The organism is Bacteroides fluxus YIT 12057 (assembly GCF_000195635.1).
GTDB classification, from domain to species: Bacteria; Bacteroidota; Bacteroidia; order Bacteroidales; family Bacteroidaceae; genus Bacteroides; species Bacteroides fluxus.
The window spans coordinates 5,909-22,164 of sequence record NZ_GL882676.1; the positions used below are offsets into that span (position 1 = coordinate 5,909).

A 16,256-nucleotide genomic window follows, 5' to 3' on the forward strand; every position below is an offset into this window, starting at 1 on the left:
GGGGGGGGGGGGGGGGTAATTGTAATGATTATTTCCACCACAGGGTACTATTGGAATGAATTGTCCCCCTACAGACTACCACTCTTTACAGACACCGCATTGACCAGTGTCGGTTTTGTCTATACAGGGCATTTGATAAAGATTTTTTTTGAGAACATAAAGTTCAAAACTTGTATTGCCACATTTATTATTGCACTAATCATGTTTGTATTAATGCATAGCCTTTATGGAGGAACATGGTCTATGCAAAGCAACAGCTATGGCATGAATATTCTGGCAGGGTATGGACAAGCCATTCTTGGTTCAACTGCACTTATAGCTCTATGCAGAATGTTTACTTTCTCAATTCCTTTGATAAATTTTGTGGGCAAAAATTCTTTAATAGTGCTGTGCTGGCACATGTATCTATTGATGGGAATGGGTCTTGTAGTAAAAACAATGAAAATAGACTTAACTATGGGAGCTATATTTATATTTGTAATGATATCAATACTCTTTTATCCTCTCATTTTTGTAATTAAAAAAGTATTCAAATTCATTTATAATTAGCTGATATACAATAAAACAACTTGTAAAAATAATAAAGCAATGATAACCAAACAGCAATTTCTTACCACCTTTTTTGACCAACTGAATGAAATAGGCGTGGACTATTTTGTGTACGGGGAGTACAGACAACTCCCAGTGGATACAGGGGGGAGCGACATAGATATGGTAGTGAACGGTAAGGACTTTGACAAAACAACAGCTTTGCTATTATCGCTCGCCCAAAAAAGCAAAGTGATTATAGCATCTAAATATGCCAATGCCAATGCCCATTTTTACAGATGCCTCTCACTTGATTGGGGTGTACAGGTGGACATATTACGAGACGGTCTTCACTTTAAGGGGGTATCCTATTACCCCCTCGCAAAACTCTGTAAACACGTCATAAGACATAATGGGATAAAAGTAGTAAATTGCGAATATGGTTTTTTTGTAGATTACTTCAAAGAAATCATCCACAAAGGAAAAGCTAAAGAGAAATATCGCACAGCCGTAATGGAAGCATTACAAAACCATGAAGAAGAATTAGATGAGGAGATAAAAGAAATATATGGTGACAAAGCGTTACAATTGATAAAATCTAACTTCACCATGGATGGGCTGAACCACATAGGTATTTCTCTACAACAAATCATACATAGAAATATCCTAAAAGGGAAAACCATTACCCAACTGCAAACAAAGCTAGTGCTTGCCCAGAGGTTATTTAGCAAAAAACCGGGATATGTAATTGCAGTTTTAGGAACGGACGGAAGCGGCAAAAGTACCATCATCAATGCCATCACGCCTTGGTTAAACCAAGGATTCCACCATGGAGTAATATACAACCACCTCCGTCCCAACGTCATACCTGATCTTGGAGTAATGTTTGGCAAAAAAAAGGCTATCGGCAAGGGTGAAGTTCCAACGGTATGCAGTGACCCACACGGACAGAAACCTTCAGGCTTTGTCGGTTCATTGGTAAGATGGGGCTATTACCTGTTGGACTACACATTCGGATATATGAAGAGTGTTTGGAAAACGATACACATTCATTCTAAGGTATTTATCTTTGATCGCTACTACTACGACTATTACATAGACCAACGCCGAAGCCGCACCTCACTGCCCCGTTGGATATTACGACTAGGAGAATGTATGGTGCCTACGCCAGACCTCATACTTTGCTTAGGCGGAGATCCACAAAAGATATATAACCGCAAGCCGGAGACAAGCCTTGAAGAAGTAACCCGACAAACACACGTACTGCAAGATTTCTGCCGTAACCGTAACAAAGCGGTGTGGATAGACACCACTACCACTCCACAAGAAAGCATCCGAGCGGCTCAATCAGCTATATTGAAAATGTTGTCTGTGAGATTTAATTAAAATAAAAGAAATGAATATATTAATATCTGCTTACGCATGTCAACCACTCAAAGGCAGCGAACCGGGGGTGGGTTGGAATCTTTCTTTAGCCCTGTCCCGGAAACATCATGTAACCGTAGTGACCAGACTGAAGAATAAGGAAGGCATCGAGAGTTACCTCAATAATCATCCTGAAATAAACATGGAATTCATTTACCATGACTTGCCCCAATGGATATTGAATCTGAAAGAAAAGATGGGTACGCAGCTATACTACATATTATGGAATCTTACACTGAAAAATAAAATAAAGAAATGGGTAAAAAAACACCCAATAGACATCATCCATCATCTTACCTTCAACCAGTATAGAACGCCATCTTTCGGTTTTTTGATTAACAAACCGTTTGTTTTTGGCCCCATTGGAGGAGCGGAACTCATCGATACGGCATTCGACCGAGATTTAGAACCCGCAACTTTGAAACGCGAAAATTATCGCAGAAGTGGAAAGGACTTTAAATTGCTGAGCTGGCTTACCAGACGTACTAAACAAAAAAAGATGATTCTTTTCTCAGCAACCGAAAACAAAACTCGTATGGGACAAGTGCTGCAATCGAAAACGACAATCTTAAAAGTGTTGCCATCCATCGCCATCTCACCCTCAGACTTTGACCTGCCCACTTCTCCAGAGGTCGAAGATGAATTTAATATGATATATGCCGGAAGAGCCATTGACTGGAAAGGCTTACTTTTCTTCCTTAGAGCATTTGGCGCCGCCAAAAAACAATTGTACAATGCAAAGCTCACATTGATTGGAATACGCAGCGAAGAAGAGCGAGCAACTGTAATGAATTGGATAGCCGAATGTGGACTAACTGACAAGGTGGAACTAATTAATTTTATGCCTCGCCCCGAACTGCTGAAAATGTTGACTCATGCCAATCTATTTATCTACCCCGCTTTCCGCGATTCGGGAAGTATGGCTGTACTAGAGGCTTGTGCGCTAGGATGTCCATCCATCTGCTTCGATGCCGGCGGACAGGACGCTTTTCCGGACAACACAATTGTGAAAGTAAAAGTAATACACGGTGACTATAGTCGTACGCTTACTGGCTTCAGTGAAAAATTGGTATGGGCTTACAATCATCAAGAAAAATTAAAAGAATACGGTACAAGAGCCAAACTGTTTGCACATAGAGAAATGGTGTGGGATAAAAAAGCGGAAGCAATTTCAGCTTGCTACGAAGAATTGATGAATGACTTAAAAATATAATAACAAGATATGAAACAATATGACTATCTGCTTGTAGGAGCAGGGCTATTCAACGCCGTCCTCGCCTACAGAGCCATGAAAATGGGGAAAAAGTGTATCGTGATAGACAAACGCAATCATTTAGGCGGCAATATCTACTGTGAGAATGTGGAAGGCATCCATGTGCACAAATATGGTGCTCATATCTTCCATACCAGTAACAAAACAGTTTGGAACTTTGTTAATTCTATCGTTGAGTTCAATCGTTATACTAACTCTCCAGTGGCTAATTATAAAGGGAAACTATATAACCTACCTTTCAATATGAATACCTTTTATCAGATATGGGGAGTAACTACTCCTGCGGAAGCCGCAGCCAAGATAGAAGAACAAAGACAAGAAGCTGCCGAAAAGATGAGAGCTGACGGTATAATAGAGCCACGTAATCTGGAAGAGCAAGCTCTATTGCTGATAGGAAAAGATATTTATCATAAACTAATAAAGGGATATACAGAAAAACAATGGGGACGCAAATGTACTGACTTGCCTGCTTTTATCATTAATCGATTGCCTGTACGATGGGTATTCGATAATAATTATTTCAATGACACTTACCAAGGAATTCCAATCGGAGGATATAATGTGCTAATAGATCGCCTCTTTGAAGGTGTCGACATACGGTTAGAGTGTAACTATTTCAACAGCAAAGAGAAACTAAACGAATTAGCCGATAAAGTGATTTACACCGGGCCTATAGATGAATATTATAACTACAAATTCGGGAAACTGGAATATCGTACCGTAACCTTTGAAACCGAAATAAAAGAGTGTGCTAACTGGCAAGGAAATGCGGTAGTGAATTATACAGAAGCCGAAGTACCTTACACCCGCATCATTGAGCACAAACATTTTGAAATGTTTGGCTCTGAAATAGAAAAATGCCCTAAAACAATTATCAGTCGGGAATACAGCAGCGAATGGAAAGAGGGCTGCGAACCTTATTATCCAGTAAACGACGAAAAGAACGTAAATTTGTATCAAAAATACCAATCGTTAGCTGAGACAGAAGCAAATGTAATATTTGGTGGCAGGCTAGCTGAATACAAGTATTACGATATGGATGACGTAGTTGACAAAGCATTAAAAGTAATAATATCATGACATATTACCGTTTCAAAACATTCACAACTTCCTACTATTTCCCAAAACTCAATACGGATCAACAATACATGTATGGTTTATATAGTGCCTACGGTGGAAAACTATCTAAACTTTACTGGAGTTGGTTCAAAAAATATAGCATAGTGAGAGCGTTAACAGCAGTAAATGAAGATAAACTCCCTTTCCACTACCAACAAATAAAAGAAGCAGACGGAACGGACTGTCTAATGTCTTTTAATATGGGTTCACCAGGAGTAGAACAAAAAATATCCATATTGGGATACGACAATCAAAATCATACTCCATTCTTTGCTAAGTTTTCACAAAAACCGATAGCTAAAAAACTGACAACAAATGAAATTGACATATACAAAACACTAAAAAGCACACAACTCACTCCAAAACTTCTGGACTATAAAATAAATGAGAACTATGTCTATTTAAAAGCTGAATATATAAAAGGAGAAAGACCTAAAAGCAAAAAAGTAACATCAGAGATTTTGACACTATGTCTAAAGCTAAAGAATTATCATTTGACAACAAAAAAAAATGATGAGAACGGTTTGCTGCTTGCACTATCACACGGAGATTTTTGTCCTTGGAATATATTAATGTACAAAAACCAGATGAAACTCATAGACTGGGAATTAGCAAAAGATCGTCCGTTAGGATTTGACCTATTTACTTATATCTGCCAAGTATCCCTATTATTTAATCCAGAATGCGAACTACTGCAAGTCATAAATGAGCACAATATACTAATAGAGCAATACTTCACAGACTGTGGAGTAAAAGATTATCTACCATACCTAAAAAGCTTTGCCACAGAAAAAGCAAACTATGAAAAAAATAAAGGTAACAGCAAAGCTTTTGAAAAATATCACCGACTAAAAAACATACTATCATAACATGTCCTCAAAACTAAATATTCTTTTCATAATGCATATGCCTCCACCTATACACGGTGCAGCTATGATGGGAAAATATATCTATGACAGTGAACTAATCAATACGACTTTTAACTGTCATTGTATTAATCTAACCACTGCTAAAAGGCTACAAGATATTGGCAAGGGGGGAATCGGTAAACTTTGGAAATTCATTTGCTTGCTAATCACAATTATCAAAGAAGTTAAAAGAATAAAACCACAATTAGTGTATGTCACACCCAACTCGTGCGGAGGTGCTTTCTATAAAGATTTTGTAGTAGTTCAGCTTCTGAAGATAATGAAGCAAAAAACAGTAATTCACTATCATAATAAAGGCGTAGCCATCTATCAAAACAAATGGTTGGATAATCTATTGTATCAGCATTTTTTTAAAGGAATAAAAGTTATATTACTTGCTGATGCCTTATACAAAGATATTGAAAAGTATGTAAGCAAGCAGAATGTTTATATCTGCCCTAATGGAATTCCCCAAACACTCTACACAAAATCAATAGCAGCAAAAAACAATCAAATTCCTCATCTGCTATTTCTTTCCAATCTTTTAATCAACAAAGGAGTATTTGTACTGCTGGATGCTTGCAAAATACTGAAAGAAAAAGGTTATTCTTTCATTTGTAAGTTTGTAGGAGGAGAAACGGCGGAGATAAATGCTGCATGCTTCAAAGAAGAAGTAAAAAAACGCAATTTAAGTAAAAATGTAATATATGAAGGGAAAAAATATGAAAAAGAAAAGCAAGACTATTTCGAAAAAGCAGATATTTTCATATTTCCTACACTCTATGAAACTTTTGGTCTAGTTCTATTGGAGGCTATGGAGTACTCACTTCCCTGTATTGGTACTAACGAAGGAGGAATACCCGCCATCATAGAGGATGGAAAGACCGGATATATTGTAGAAAAGCACTCACCGGAAGAGATTGCTAAAAAAATAGAATATCTGATAGACCATCCGGAAAAACGTATAGCCATGGGAAAAGCCGGAAAAGAGAAATTTTTGAAGGAGTTTACTTTAGACAAGTTCGAGAATCGAATGAAAGATATATTGGAAGATTGTATCTCTTCAAGATAAATATATGAAAAAACATAAAGCAGATTAGGATATCTACAAGAGAATTTGTTCCTTTGTAAGATTATAAATGAGAATAAGATGAAAGCAATAGAGATTCCACATAAGCAACGGGAACATTTCAAGAAGTCATTCCTGCACAACGTTTCATTAATGCTATATTTAGATAAAAACTTAAATATAGAGGCTTCTATGGAATTTATGAAAGATAGAAAATGGGAGTTATTGCCCCTGAAAGAACAGAGGATGAATATATTGCACAAGGAAAATCGTTCCATATCCATAATGTTTATGGGAAATATAGTTGTCATAGCAATTTCAGCACCTTCATACACAAGCTTTGATGACATAAACAATATTGCAACAGACATAACCACCATTTTAAAATCTGATAACATCAAAGTCATCAATAATATACACATATTGAAAGAAAATAGATATAGATTGAAACACGAGCAGAATAAGGGAAAAGAATGGTTAATAGAAACTCTCTTTTCGAAAGAGTTTGCCCAATCATATCCTGCAAATGATGAATCTTTAAGTTTCAACACACATGAATACATGAATACTATTCTTCTAAAACAAGACCAAGAGAATGACGGTATTGATTCATTGACTTTTAGAATTATGACATCGAACTATGAAGATGTGAATACAGAACATTGGCATGAAAAGATTAAAATGATGAATGAAAATCTTTATGATGTGTGGAGATGGGCTATTTCGGATAATGTAATAAAAATGATGACTAAATAGAAATTGTTATGAATAATGATATATTTTTCCCGGATACAAATAGCAACAATGTGATTCTTGACTGTCTCTCTGCTTTTTCCCATTGTTTCAGCAAAGAATTTGCCATGGCTTTAATTACCATATTACTATTCTGTCAACCAGTTAAAGCAGAACAAAGTACCTTTGAATACACAAATTTCCCAGTCATAGTAATGACCAGCAACGGAGATATGACTACTGTAAGCGAAAACAACGGACTGAGAATGTGGGACAGAATCAATGAATTATCGCAACTGAAAGCCGGATGGGACGGGGAAGGAAGTGAACCCATGAAAAAAGGAATAACTGATTTACTGCAAAATGTAATCTCAAAATGTGACGATAGTCTATTAAACAATTGGGTGTTATTTCCTGATTACCGAGGCTTTTTATACTTAGATTACACCAATAACAAAGATATTGCCGGAATAACTGTTACAGAAAATTCTTTCGTTTACTTTATAAAAAAGAATGGGAGATTAGAAAAAAAAGATGATAACATTTTAACAGAAGAGGCACTGATAAATATTCTGAAAAAAGTAAATGACTGATAAAAAGAAATCATTGGATTTTATTTTAGATGCAGAAAAGGTGGCCCGAATATTATTCTCCCCATCACACATTGCAGAAGGAAGGGTATCACCCAAAGCTTTCAGACTGGAAATACTACGGGGAGGTGCAGAAGACTACATTTCCGTACTGAGAGATGAAGAAGAGAAACTACAACAGGTTTCTGTCAACTTCAAACCACGTACGCAAGGGGATAAAATATATGGTTACACATTGCTGAAAGCGAACGAAATAAGAGAACTGGACACAGAATTGGAAAACAGGACTGTAACACTAACTCCCAAACCGAGCAAAAATCTACCATTACATGCAGGTATATCATTATATATAAATAATAAAAAAATCACAGCTAAAGATGTCTCTTCTGATATCGACTGATTTTTCAGTGAAATTGTTAAAGGGCGTAGAGATTATGAACATTTGTTACCCTTGACTATCGGACTGGAGCAATAACAAATATTAAAAATCAGGATCTTTTTTGACGTTAACTATATGAAGATAAAAAATCATAAGTCATTGATTCAAACGGTAAATAAACTATGAACAACAAAAAGAATTACACAGGAGCCATATTTGCTGCCAGTGTACTCATCATCGTCTTTATACTTCCTCCCCTGTTAACCAGAAACTGGTTCTTGGGAAACCTCTTTCATTTCGACACAACAGGACCTATAGGGGACACAATAGGAGGAATAATCAACCCTTTTATTGCCATCATCGCAGCATGGCTTACATACAAAGCTTTCATAATGCAGTATGACGCGAATCAAGAGTTAAGAAAAGATGCGGAGATCAATCGATTTGAAAACATTTTCTTCCAATTGCTGAATATGCAGCAGGGAATTATCAATGAACTCGTACTACGTGCAGAAGTGATAAATAAAGATGGCAAAGAGAACTTTCCAACCCAAAAAATCACTCTGCACGGAAGAGAGACATTCAGACATATTTATGAAGAAGGGACTTCATGCAAAATCCAATTAAAAGACGGATATGTAGTTTACGGTGGAATCAAACATAATATAAAAAATTTGGGATATAATTATATGGCTAAAAATGAAGATTTATCATTTTTAGACCACTACTTCAGACACTTATATAGAATCATAAAATACGTAGATGAATCGCCTGTCTTGAATAAAAAAGAGAAATACTCTTATATCTGTATATTAAGAGCACAACTATCCGAATATGAATTAGGACTTATCTTCTATTACTGTTTGTCCACTAATGGGAATGGGAACTTCAAACGCTTGACAGAAACCTATGCATTATTTAATGATATCAGAGACTATGTATTAAATGATCCCATAAAAGACAAAAAACGATATAAGGCAGGAGCATTCAATACAAAATACCCTGAGTGACATCACGAAGCAGGATAAATAAAAATCTATTATTAAATGACGATGGAGATATTGACCGAACGAAATATTCGGATCATCTTCCGTTGAAATTTTGTGTAAACATCTAAAGCAATATAGCTATGTGTAAAAATTTGTGGCCAGAAATAAAAATGGACTTTGAAGATTCACCGAAAGGAATCTTACTAAAGCAAATTGAATATTTAAACAACAATACTCAAGAACGAATCTGGGGAGAATTGGTCTTAACTAACGGCACAGATTATGAAACTAAAAAATCATTGAAAAATGATATTATTCCAAGCGTAGAAGATGTATGTTACAAATTGTACATTACAGCAAGAGCCAAAGGAAATGTCAGATTTCTGTTAGTCAGTGTACTACAAGAGCCTACAAAAACATATCCATGTCATTTGAAGGATGAAATCAATGACATTGAATACAAAGACATTGAGAATTCAACTGATTTTATTAAAAATTTGGAAACAGCCTTGAGAAGCGGAAAAGTTACAACATTATTAGCAAACCTCATATAGCAAATTACAGCAATATGATAAAAAAATTATATCTAAATAATTTCACATGCTTTGAAGAGTGCAGCCTCGCCTTCTGCAACGGTCAAATGTCAAAATAAGCACCAAAAGGAATGAACTGAGAACACGCCTTACATGGCTAACTTCAGACGTACAGATTTTGGATACACAAATTGATACATTTTTTAGTTTTTCCTTGGTTATTATATACAGAATCTTTACATTTGCCGCAGTTTTTACACACATCTTGATAGTCTGCTCAAAACACCTTTCCTTGTGGCAGGCGACAGCGTAGCGTACTCTGTAGAGACTTTATATTACTCCTTAATTATACATGTTGAAATTAAAAACCGTTTCACTTCTGGGACACAGAAGTGAACTTGACACGTTGCCGGAAGGCAAGCTGCTGGTCAATACAATCAATGCGCACTCCTACAACACGGCATTAAAGGATCCGCTTTTTGCCGAAGCCTTGCTGAAAGGAGACGCACTGATTCCGGACGGAGCAAGCATTGTACTGGCATTCAAATTCCTGAGAAACGAAAAGATAGAACGCATTGCCGGATGGGACTTATTCCTGCACGAAATGAACAAGCTGAACCGGAAAGGTGGAACCTGCTTCTTCTTGGGGAGCAACGAGGACACCTTGAGGAAAATAAAGGTGAAAGCCGTACGCTTATATCCCAACATCCGTGTGGAGACCTATTCCCCACCCTATAAACCCGAATTCACCCAAGAGGACAACCATGCCATGATAACCGCCGTGAACCGGGTACAGCCGGATGTGCTATGGATAGGAATGACTGCACCCAAACAGGAAAAATGGGCTTATAAGCATTTGGAGGAATTAGACGTGAACGGCCCTATAGGCACCATCGGGGCTGTGTTCGATTTCTTTGCCGAAAACATAGAACGGGCTCCCGTATGGTGGCAGGAACATGGGCTGGAATGGCTGTACCGGCTGATAAAGGAACCGAAAAGAATGTGGAGAAGATACATCATCGGAAATACGCTTTTCCTGTGGAACATCCTAAAAGAAAAATTCGCATGAGACTGAGAAAATGGTTTATCGCCTGCTGCCTGCTGTGCTGTGCCACCGGAATGCAAGCCCAATATTCCATGGGAAATACCGGACTGCTGAACATACCGACAGCGGATATGCAGGAAACGGGTACCTTCATGGGCGGGGGAAATTATCTTCCAGACGGCATGACACCGTTCAACTTCAATACCGGGAATTACTTCGTTAATGTAACATTTCTATCTATCCTGGAATTGAGTTACCGGTGCACGCTGCTGAAAACGACACGGTATGACGGGAAGAAGGGTTACTTCCAGCAAGACCGTTCCATGTCGGCACGCATACGCCCACTGAAAGAAGGAAGGTATTTTCCGGCAATAGTAATAGGTACCAATGACCCCTTTAAAGACACCGGTACCAATTACTTTGCCACCGTATATGGGGTACTGACCAAAGGTTTCAAGATAGCCGGAAACGACCGGCTGGCACTGACTGCCGGTTACTACATCCCGATGAACAGCCATAGCATACAGAAAGGACCGTTCGGAGGTATCAGCTACTCTCCTGCTTTCTGCAGGGAGGTAGCTTTCATGGCAGAATATGACTCGGAAGGGTTCAACGTGGGAGCCGCCGCCAGACTGTGGAAACATGTGTCCATACACGTGTTCACCAGGGAATTCAACTGCATATCGGGAGGAATACGGTATGAATGCAGACTGATGCACTGACGTAATTTATTAATTAGGAATGATGGAGTATGAACAGTGAATGGAGAGGAAAGGCAGGAACGGCGATAGCGGCATGTCTGTGGGTGATGTGCGGAACCGTGAACGCACAAGTGACGGAAGGCCTGAAGGCAATCGGCATGGAGAACATACAATGTGCGCAGACACCGGAAACAACCACCGTAAGTTTCGAGAACAATGTATATAGAAGTACATACAACGGTGTGGGCAAAGCCGTGGATGCCTGCCTGAAAAGCCATACGGAAGGAAACCTGCAGTTAGTGGTACTGGAAAACCGGATGCCGAGGCTTTGCGTCAGTCTGCCGGACACCTTGACAGAGGCATACCGGAACGGTGAAATCGGCCTGCAACAGGTCTATGAGAGAATGGGAATCAGTGTGGATACGGACAAGGCCATGGAGGCGTTGAAGGATGCCGGGAAGGAAGAGGCGTCGTCTGCCTGGAAAATGGATCTTGTGGTATATCCCGGCCTGTTTTTAGAGAACAATACGTTTGCGGAGTTGTACACGTATGCCGTCAACCTGAATCCTGCCGTGGAAATGGACTTATGGAAAGGCGGGAAGGTAACCGCTCAAGTGGTCTTTCCCATAGCAACCAACCTGGGCGGGGAAATGAAAAAGATAAGACCGGGCATCATCGCCTTGTCGCAGGATGTGCGTTTCAGGCATAACCTTTTCGGAAAAGTGACTGTAGGCAATTTTACCAATAACCGGATAGGCGCACAAGTGGAGATGAAATACCGGAGCGACAACGGACGCCTGGAATTAGGGGCTCTGCTGGGATCGACCGGATTCTCGGCTGTGACCGCAGAGGACGGGTGGTACATAGGTACCAGACAACGCTTCAACGCGGCTGTGACCGCATCACTCTATGAACCGCACACCAACATACAGTTTGACTTGAAAGCAAGCCGGTATGTATATGGAGATTACGGCGTGAGAGGGGACTGTACCCGGCACTTCGGCGAGTATGCCATAGGCCTGTACGGCATCTATACCAACGGAGAGATTAACGGGGGATTCCACTTTGCCATCCCCCTGCCCGGAAAGAAATGGAGCCGCAAGGGATTCCTGAGAGTGAAGCCCGCCGATTACTTTGCCTGGGCATACGGCATGGTGGCAGACGGAAAATACATAGAGGAGCAGATGGGAAGAACCTACAATACACGCCCCGACGACAACCGCAGCAGCGGATTCTACCAGCCGGACTATATACGCTATTTCCTTATCAAGGAACTGCAAAAAGAGAAATCAAAATAAGTATAACTCAAATAATTAGTTTTATTAAATGACGAAGTTTATGAAAAAGAGAAGTTTGTTTTTTGGAGGATTGTTACTATTGACAATGACCTTCGGTACCACCAGTTGCACGATTGGAGGGGATGACAAGAAAGATGAAATTGTAGTAAATCCGTTGGATAAGACACAATACTACATTGTAGGTACTGTAAGTGATGCCAACGGAGGTCTGGACGGTGTAGAAGTATCGGTTGGCAACGACAACAAGACTACGACCAAAGACGGAGGACAATACTCGCTGACCGTTACGTCCAGCAGCGCACAGGACGTATCCTTCAGCAAAGAGGGTATGATAAGCTATACTGCCAAGGCACAGTTTGCTTCAGACAACAACCACAGCCAAGCCGTGCTGAACGTGACACTGGCAAAATCTCCGGACCTGAGCAAAGGTGAAGAAGTGACCGCTACAGCAGAGGGAGCTACCATCGAGGCCCCGCACCAGGAGGATGAGTCTGCAGATCCTGCCGTCATCGAAATCCCCGCGGGAGGTGTTGACGAAGGAACCAAAGTAACTGCCGTGGCTTATGAAACTCCGGTTGACGTCAACGCGGAAGCCGCCGCTTTCAGCAATATCTACGTGGAAACTGACCCCGCCGACGCAAAAGCCGCCACCGAATACCAGATTACAGTGACCAACCCCGGAAGCGACGAGGAATACTTTGACGAATCAAGCATGGAAATGATCAAGGAGGATGCTCCCGCTACAAAAGCAGCAGGAGCGGAAGTTGAGTTCGACCAGAACGGCAACAGCTACCTGATTACCATGAAAGCCGGTACCAGACTTGCCGGAAGCTATTTCCTGAATCTGAAATTCGACAAGTCGGTAAGTAACAAAACCGGTGATTACAATCCTGTAATATATAACGGAAAGACATACAACAGCACCGTACAAATTGAAAATGCAGAATACAGTGCCATGCAGAATGTAAAACTTACCGTACAGGCCAAATATGGTTGGGAATATACCATCGAACCGAAAACGGCATTGGCCACTGCCGGTGCCACCGGACTGCTTGCCGAAACCATCAAGGAGCATATCAACAAGATTGAAGGCAAGCAGACTTATACCAGAAATGAAGAATATACCGCAAGCGTCAGCGGACATAAGGTACTGTACTTCTCAAGCCGGCAGAACGTAACGGAGAAAACTTATACGTTCAAAGTCAAGATAGGCCGCATTTCTAAATCAGTCGTGGTAAAACTGAACTGTTACAACGGACATACCGTGAACCACGAAGAAAAGGACCTCAGCGACCACTCCGGCGGTACTACAGGCGTTCAAAGCTAATATAGGCACAAAAATACCAGACATGAAAAAAGTAGCATTAATTTCCGGAATTACAGGTCAGGACGGTTCGTTCCTGGCCGAATTCCTGATTGAAAAAGGATATGAGGTGCACGGTATCCTGCGCCGTTCTTCTTCATTCAATACAGCACGTATAGAACATCTGTATTTAGATGAGTGGGTGCGTGACATGAAGAAAAGCCGCCTGGTAAACCTGCATTACGGAGACATGACGGACAGCAGTTCGCTGATACGCATCATACAGCAGGTGCAACCGGACGAGATCTACAACCTGGCCGCACAAAGCCATGTGAAAGTAAGCTTTGACGTTCCGGAATATACCGCCGAAGCAGACGCAGTAGGTACTTTGCGCATGCTGGAGGCCGTACGCATTCTGGGACTGGAACAGAAAACCCGCATTTACCAGGCTTCCACCTCGGAACTGTTCGGCAAGGTGCAGGAAGTGCCGCAGAAGGAAACGACTCCTTTCTATCCCCGCAGTCCGTACGGAGTAGCCAAGCAATACGGTTTCTGGATCACGAAGAATTACCGTGAAAGTTATGGCATGTATGCCGTGAACGGAATTCTCTTCAACCATGAAAGCGAACGGCGGGGCGAGACTTTCGTTACCCGGAAAATAACGCTTGCCGCTGCACGGATCGCGCAGGGTTTTCAGGACAAGCTGTATCTGGGAAACCTGGATTCGCTCCGCGACTGGGGATATGCCAAGGATTACGTGGAATGTATGTGGCTGATCCTGCAACACGAGACTCCGGAAGATTTCGTGATTGCCACAGGAGAAATGCATACGGTACGTGAATTTGCCACACTGGCTTTCAAGGAGGCAGGAATAGAACTGCGCTGGGAAGGGGAAGGCGTAAACGAGAAAGGCATTGACGTGAAAACGGGCAAGTCTCTGGTGGAAGTCGATCCCAAGTATTTCCGTCCTTGTGAAGTAGAGCAATTGTTAGGCGACCCGACCAAAGCAAAGACCCTGTTGGGCTGGAATCCCACAAAAACCAGTTTCCGGGAACTAGTCAGGATCATGGTGGCACACGATATGAGATTTGCCAAAAAACTCTATCTGAAAGCACACATGGAAGAATAAATCAACCTCAAAAATGATTAGAATATGTACAAGAAAGTAATTTATTTGTTGGTGGTTCTATTGGCAGCTGCCGGAAGCATCAGTGCACAGGGTGACGTGAAAAAGAACATGAATCCGGTAACGACCAGATGGTTTGTATCGGGAGGTGTAAACGGCTCGGCAGCACTGAACGGTTCGGCCGTCAACGAGCTCAACGCCAAGATTGCAGGTGGTTTGTGGTTCAACAAGATTATCGGCGCACGCGTCACCGTGAACGCCGGCAACAACTGGCTGAAGGGCGGATACAATGCATTCACCATGGGTGCAGGCGTTGACTTGCTTGCCAACCTGATGAAGCACTATGCCGACGAGGACAGCAGATTCCGCCTGTCGGGTGTAGTGGGCATCCACTTCGGCTACTACTCTTTCCCGGATGACTTCCCCAACCAGAAGCACGTGGGGACTGTCGCAGGAAACTTCGGCCTGCAAGCGGCTTGGAAACTGACGGAAAAACTGGAGTTCTACGTGGAACCGGGCGTCAAGCTCATGCCGAAATACTGGGAAACAGACGGCGAGGACGATCCTTTTACAGCAGGTACCCTTACTTTAGGAGTAACCTACAATTTCTAATTATTCATACCGGCAGGGGTGAATCAGCAGCTTGATTCACCCCTGCTTTTTATAAAGACACATAACCTCTTTACTTTTCAAAATATGAGTTTACAAAAATTTTTAGCCAGCCGCACAGGAAAACGCCTCTACAACTTTTGCTATTGTTGGGGAGCCTGTCTGGTAATCTTAGGTGCCGTTTCCAAAATAGCACACTTCCCTTACGACAACCTGTTCCTGATGATCGGTCTGATTACCGAGGTATTCATCTTCTTCATCTCCGGTTTTGACGAGCCTGCCAGAGAATATAAATGGGAAAGGGTGTTTCCGATACTGAACAACAAGAATGCCAACGTGGACCCCAAAATCACTGCCGTCAACTTCAACGTGCCGGAACTGGATACAACCGCAGGCGAGCATTACAAAAAGGAAATGGCACGGCTGGAAGAAAACATCAAGAAGCTGAACGAGGCATACGAGGCACAGCTGAAACAAGTGAACATGCAGGTAGAGAAACTGAACTGTGCCAAACAACCGGACTTGAACGCCGGTACCCGGCAAATGGCGGAATACATAGAATTGCTGAACAGGCAATACAAGCAGATGTTGGATGCATTGAACGTAAAAACCACAAAGTAAACCGGAAC

The 16,256-nt window shown here is 41.2% G+C and carries 18 protein-coding genes; all 18 read left to right on the forward strand.

All coding sequences use genetic code 11. The annotated features are described in order from the left end of the window. Positions 1 to 549 (forward strand): hypothetical protein (locus tag HMPREF9446_RS18915; protein WP_009126072.1); only part of this gene is annotated, 549 nt, incomplete at its 5' end. 39 nt (positions 550 to 588) lie between these two features. Further along, positions 589 to 1,914 carry a hypothetical protein gene (locus HMPREF9446_RS12640; RefSeq protein ID WP_009126073.1) on the forward strand — a complete coding sequence of 442 codons (1,326 nt, stop codon included), beginning with the start codon at positions 589 to 591 and terminating at the stop codon, positions 1,912 to 1,914. Between the two features lie 10 nt (positions 1,915 to 1,924). Next, the gene (locus tag HMPREF9446_RS12645) at positions 1,925 to 3,166 is read left to right on the forward strand and encodes a glycosyltransferase family 4 protein (RefSeq protein ID WP_009126074.1); all 1,242 of its coding nucleotides are present in this window, start codon (positions 1,925 to 1,927) and stop codon (positions 3,164 to 3,166) included. 9 nt (positions 3,167 to 3,175) lie between these two features. Further along, complete coding sequence (gene glf / locus HMPREF9446_RS12650; protein ID WP_009126075.1) at positions 3,176 to 4,306, forward strand: UDP-galactopyranose mutase; 1,131 nt, start codon at positions 3,176 to 3,178, stop codon at positions 4,304 to 4,306. Further along, positions 4,303 to 5,214, forward strand: a complete 912-nt coding sequence (locus HMPREF9446_RS12655) for a phosphotransferase (RefSeq protein ID WP_009126076.1) — start codon at positions 4,303 to 4,305, stop codon at positions 5,212 to 5,214. Before glf ends, HMPREF9446_RS12655 begins: the two co-directional genes overlap by 4 nt. A gap of 1 nt (position 5,215) precedes the next feature. Next, positions 5,216 to 6,325, forward strand: a complete 1,110-nt coding sequence (locus HMPREF9446_RS12660) for a glycosyltransferase (protein ID WP_009126077.1) — start codon at positions 5,216 to 5,218, stop codon at positions 6,323 to 6,325. Between the two features lie 78 nt (positions 6,326 to 6,403). Then, a complete protein-coding gene (locus HMPREF9446_RS12665) occupies positions 6,404 to 7,078 on the forward strand; it encodes a hypothetical protein (protein WP_009126078.1) in 675 nt (224 codons plus the stop codon). Between the two features lie 8 nt (positions 7,079 to 7,086). Then, positions 7,087 to 7,647, forward strand: a complete 561-nt coding sequence (locus tag HMPREF9446_RS12670; protein ID WP_009126079.1) for a hypothetical protein — start codon at positions 7,087 to 7,089, stop codon at positions 7,645 to 7,647. Continuing rightward, positions 7,640 to 8,044 carry a hypothetical protein gene (locus tag HMPREF9446_RS17935; RefSeq protein ID WP_009126080.1) on the forward strand — a complete coding sequence of 135 codons (405 nt, stop codon included), beginning with the start codon at positions 7,640 to 7,642 and terminating at the stop codon, positions 8,042 to 8,044. Before HMPREF9446_RS12670 ends, HMPREF9446_RS17935 begins: the two co-directional genes overlap by 8 nt. A 161-nt stretch (positions 8,045 to 8,205) precedes the next feature. After that, a complete protein-coding gene (locus tag HMPREF9446_RS12680) occupies positions 8,206 to 9,033 on the forward strand; it encodes a putative phage abortive infection protein (protein ID WP_009126081.1) in 828 nt (275 codons plus the stop codon). 149 nt (positions 9,034 to 9,182) lie between these two features. Continuing rightward, positions 9,183 to 9,566, forward strand: a complete 384-nt coding sequence (locus HMPREF9446_RS12685) for a hypothetical protein (protein WP_216593946.1) — start codon at positions 9,183 to 9,185, stop codon at positions 9,564 to 9,566. A gap of 331 nt (positions 9,567 to 9,897) precedes the next feature. Next, positions 9,898 to 10,614, forward strand: coding sequence for a WecB/TagA/CpsF family glycosyltransferase (locus HMPREF9446_RS12690; protein WP_009126083.1), 717 nt, complete (start codon positions 9,898 to 9,900; stop codon positions 10,612 to 10,614). Continuing rightward, on the forward strand, positions 10,611 to 11,312 hold the full coding sequence (locus HMPREF9446_RS12695; protein ID WP_009126084.1) for a YjbH domain-containing protein: 702 nt from the start codon (positions 10,611 to 10,613) through the stop codon (positions 11,310 to 11,312). The genes HMPREF9446_RS12690 and HMPREF9446_RS12695 overlap by 4 nt, the downstream gene beginning before the upstream one ends. An 86-nt stretch (positions 11,313 to 11,398) precedes the next feature. Beyond that, on the forward strand, positions 11,399 to 12,589 hold the full coding sequence (locus HMPREF9446_RS12700) for a YjbH domain-containing protein (protein ID WP_050797300.1): 1,191 nt from the start codon (positions 11,399 to 11,401) through the stop codon (positions 12,587 to 12,589). Positions 12,590 to 12,629: 40 nt separating this feature from the next. Further along, positions 12,630 to 13,916, forward strand: coding sequence for a carboxypeptidase-like regulatory domain-containing protein (locus tag HMPREF9446_RS12705; protein ID WP_148345824.1), 1,287 nt, complete (start codon positions 12,630 to 12,632; stop codon positions 13,914 to 13,916). 22 nt (positions 13,917 to 13,938) lie between these two features. Beyond that, positions 13,939 to 15,021: a GDP-mannose 4,6-dehydratase gene (gmd, locus tag HMPREF9446_RS12710; protein WP_009126087.1), complete on the forward strand. Its 1,083-nt coding sequence runs from the start codon at positions 13,939 to 13,941 to the stop codon at positions 15,019 to 15,021. Between the two features lie 24 nt (positions 15,022 to 15,045). Next, positions 15,046 to 15,630, forward strand: a complete 585-nt coding sequence (locus HMPREF9446_RS12715; protein WP_009126088.1) for a hypothetical protein — start codon at positions 15,046 to 15,048, stop codon at positions 15,628 to 15,630. An 84-nt stretch (positions 15,631 to 15,714) separates the two neighbouring features. After that, entirely contained in the window at positions 15,715 to 16,248 is a 534-nt protein-coding gene (gene porL / locus HMPREF9446_RS12720; protein WP_039969461.1) for a type IX secretion system motor protein PorL/GldL, read from the forward strand. The last annotated feature ends 8 nt before the right edge of the window (positions 16,249 to 16,256 follow it).

Excerpts from the sequence above, each read along its gene's own strand:
- HMPREF9446_RS12640 (WP_009126073.1), top strand. The coding sequence starts at position 589 with ATGATAACCAAACAGCAATTTCTTACCACCTTTTTTGACCAACTGAAT.
- HMPREF9446_RS12645 (WP_009126074.1), top strand. The coding sequence starts at position 1,925 with ATGAATATATTAATATCTGCTTACGCATGTCAACCACTCAAAGGCAGC.
- glf (WP_009126075.1), top strand. The coding sequence starts at position 3,176 with ATGAAACAATATGACTATCTGCTTGTAGGAGCAGGGCTATTCAACGCC.
- HMPREF9446_RS12655 (WP_009126076.1), top strand. The coding sequence starts at position 4,303 with ATGACATATTACCGTTTCAAAACATTCACAACTTCCTACTATTTCCCA.
- HMPREF9446_RS12660 (WP_009126077.1), top strand. The coding sequence starts at position 5,216 with ATGTCCTCAAAACTAAATATTCTTTTCATAATGCATATGCCTCCACCT.
- HMPREF9446_RS12665 (WP_009126078.1), top strand. The coding sequence starts at position 6,404 with ATGAAAGCAATAGAGATTCCACATAAGCAACGGGAACATTTCAAGAAG.
- HMPREF9446_RS12670 (WP_009126079.1), top strand. The coding sequence starts at position 7,087 with ATGAATAATGATATATTTTTCCCGGATACAAATAGCAACAATGTGATT.
- HMPREF9446_RS17935 (WP_009126080.1), top strand. The coding sequence starts at position 7,640 with ATGACTGATAAAAAGAAATCATTGGATTTTATTTTAGATGCAGAAAAG.
- HMPREF9446_RS12680 (WP_009126081.1), top strand. The coding sequence starts at position 8,206 with ATGAACAACAAAAAGAATTACACAGGAGCCATATTTGCTGCCAGTGTA.
- HMPREF9446_RS12685 (WP_216593946.1), top strand. The coding sequence starts at position 9,183 with ATGGACTTTGAAGATTCACCGAAAGGAATCTTACTAAAGCAAATTGAA.
- HMPREF9446_RS12690 (WP_009126083.1), top strand. The coding sequence starts at position 9,898 with ATGTTGAAATTAAAAACCGTTTCACTTCTGGGACACAGAAGTGAACTT.
- HMPREF9446_RS12695 (WP_009126084.1), top strand. The coding sequence starts at position 10,611 with ATGAGACTGAGAAAATGGTTTATCGCCTGCTGCCTGCTGTGCTGTGCC.
- HMPREF9446_RS12700 (WP_050797300.1), top strand. The coding sequence starts at position 11,399 with ATGTGCGGAACCGTGAACGCACAAGTGACGGAAGGCCTGAAGGCAATC.
- HMPREF9446_RS12705 (WP_148345824.1), top strand. The coding sequence starts at position 12,630 with ATGAAAAAGAGAAGTTTGTTTTTTGGAGGATTGTTACTATTGACAATG.
- gmd (WP_009126087.1), top strand. The coding sequence starts at position 13,939 with ATGAAAAAAGTAGCATTAATTTCCGGAATTACAGGTCAGGACGGTTCG.
- HMPREF9446_RS12715 (WP_009126088.1), top strand. The coding sequence starts at position 15,046 with ATGTACAAGAAAGTAATTTATTTGTTGGTGGTTCTATTGGCAGCTGCC.
- porL (WP_039969461.1), top strand. The coding sequence starts at position 15,715 with ATGAGTTTACAAAAATTTTTAGCCAGCCGCACAGGAAAACGCCTCTAC.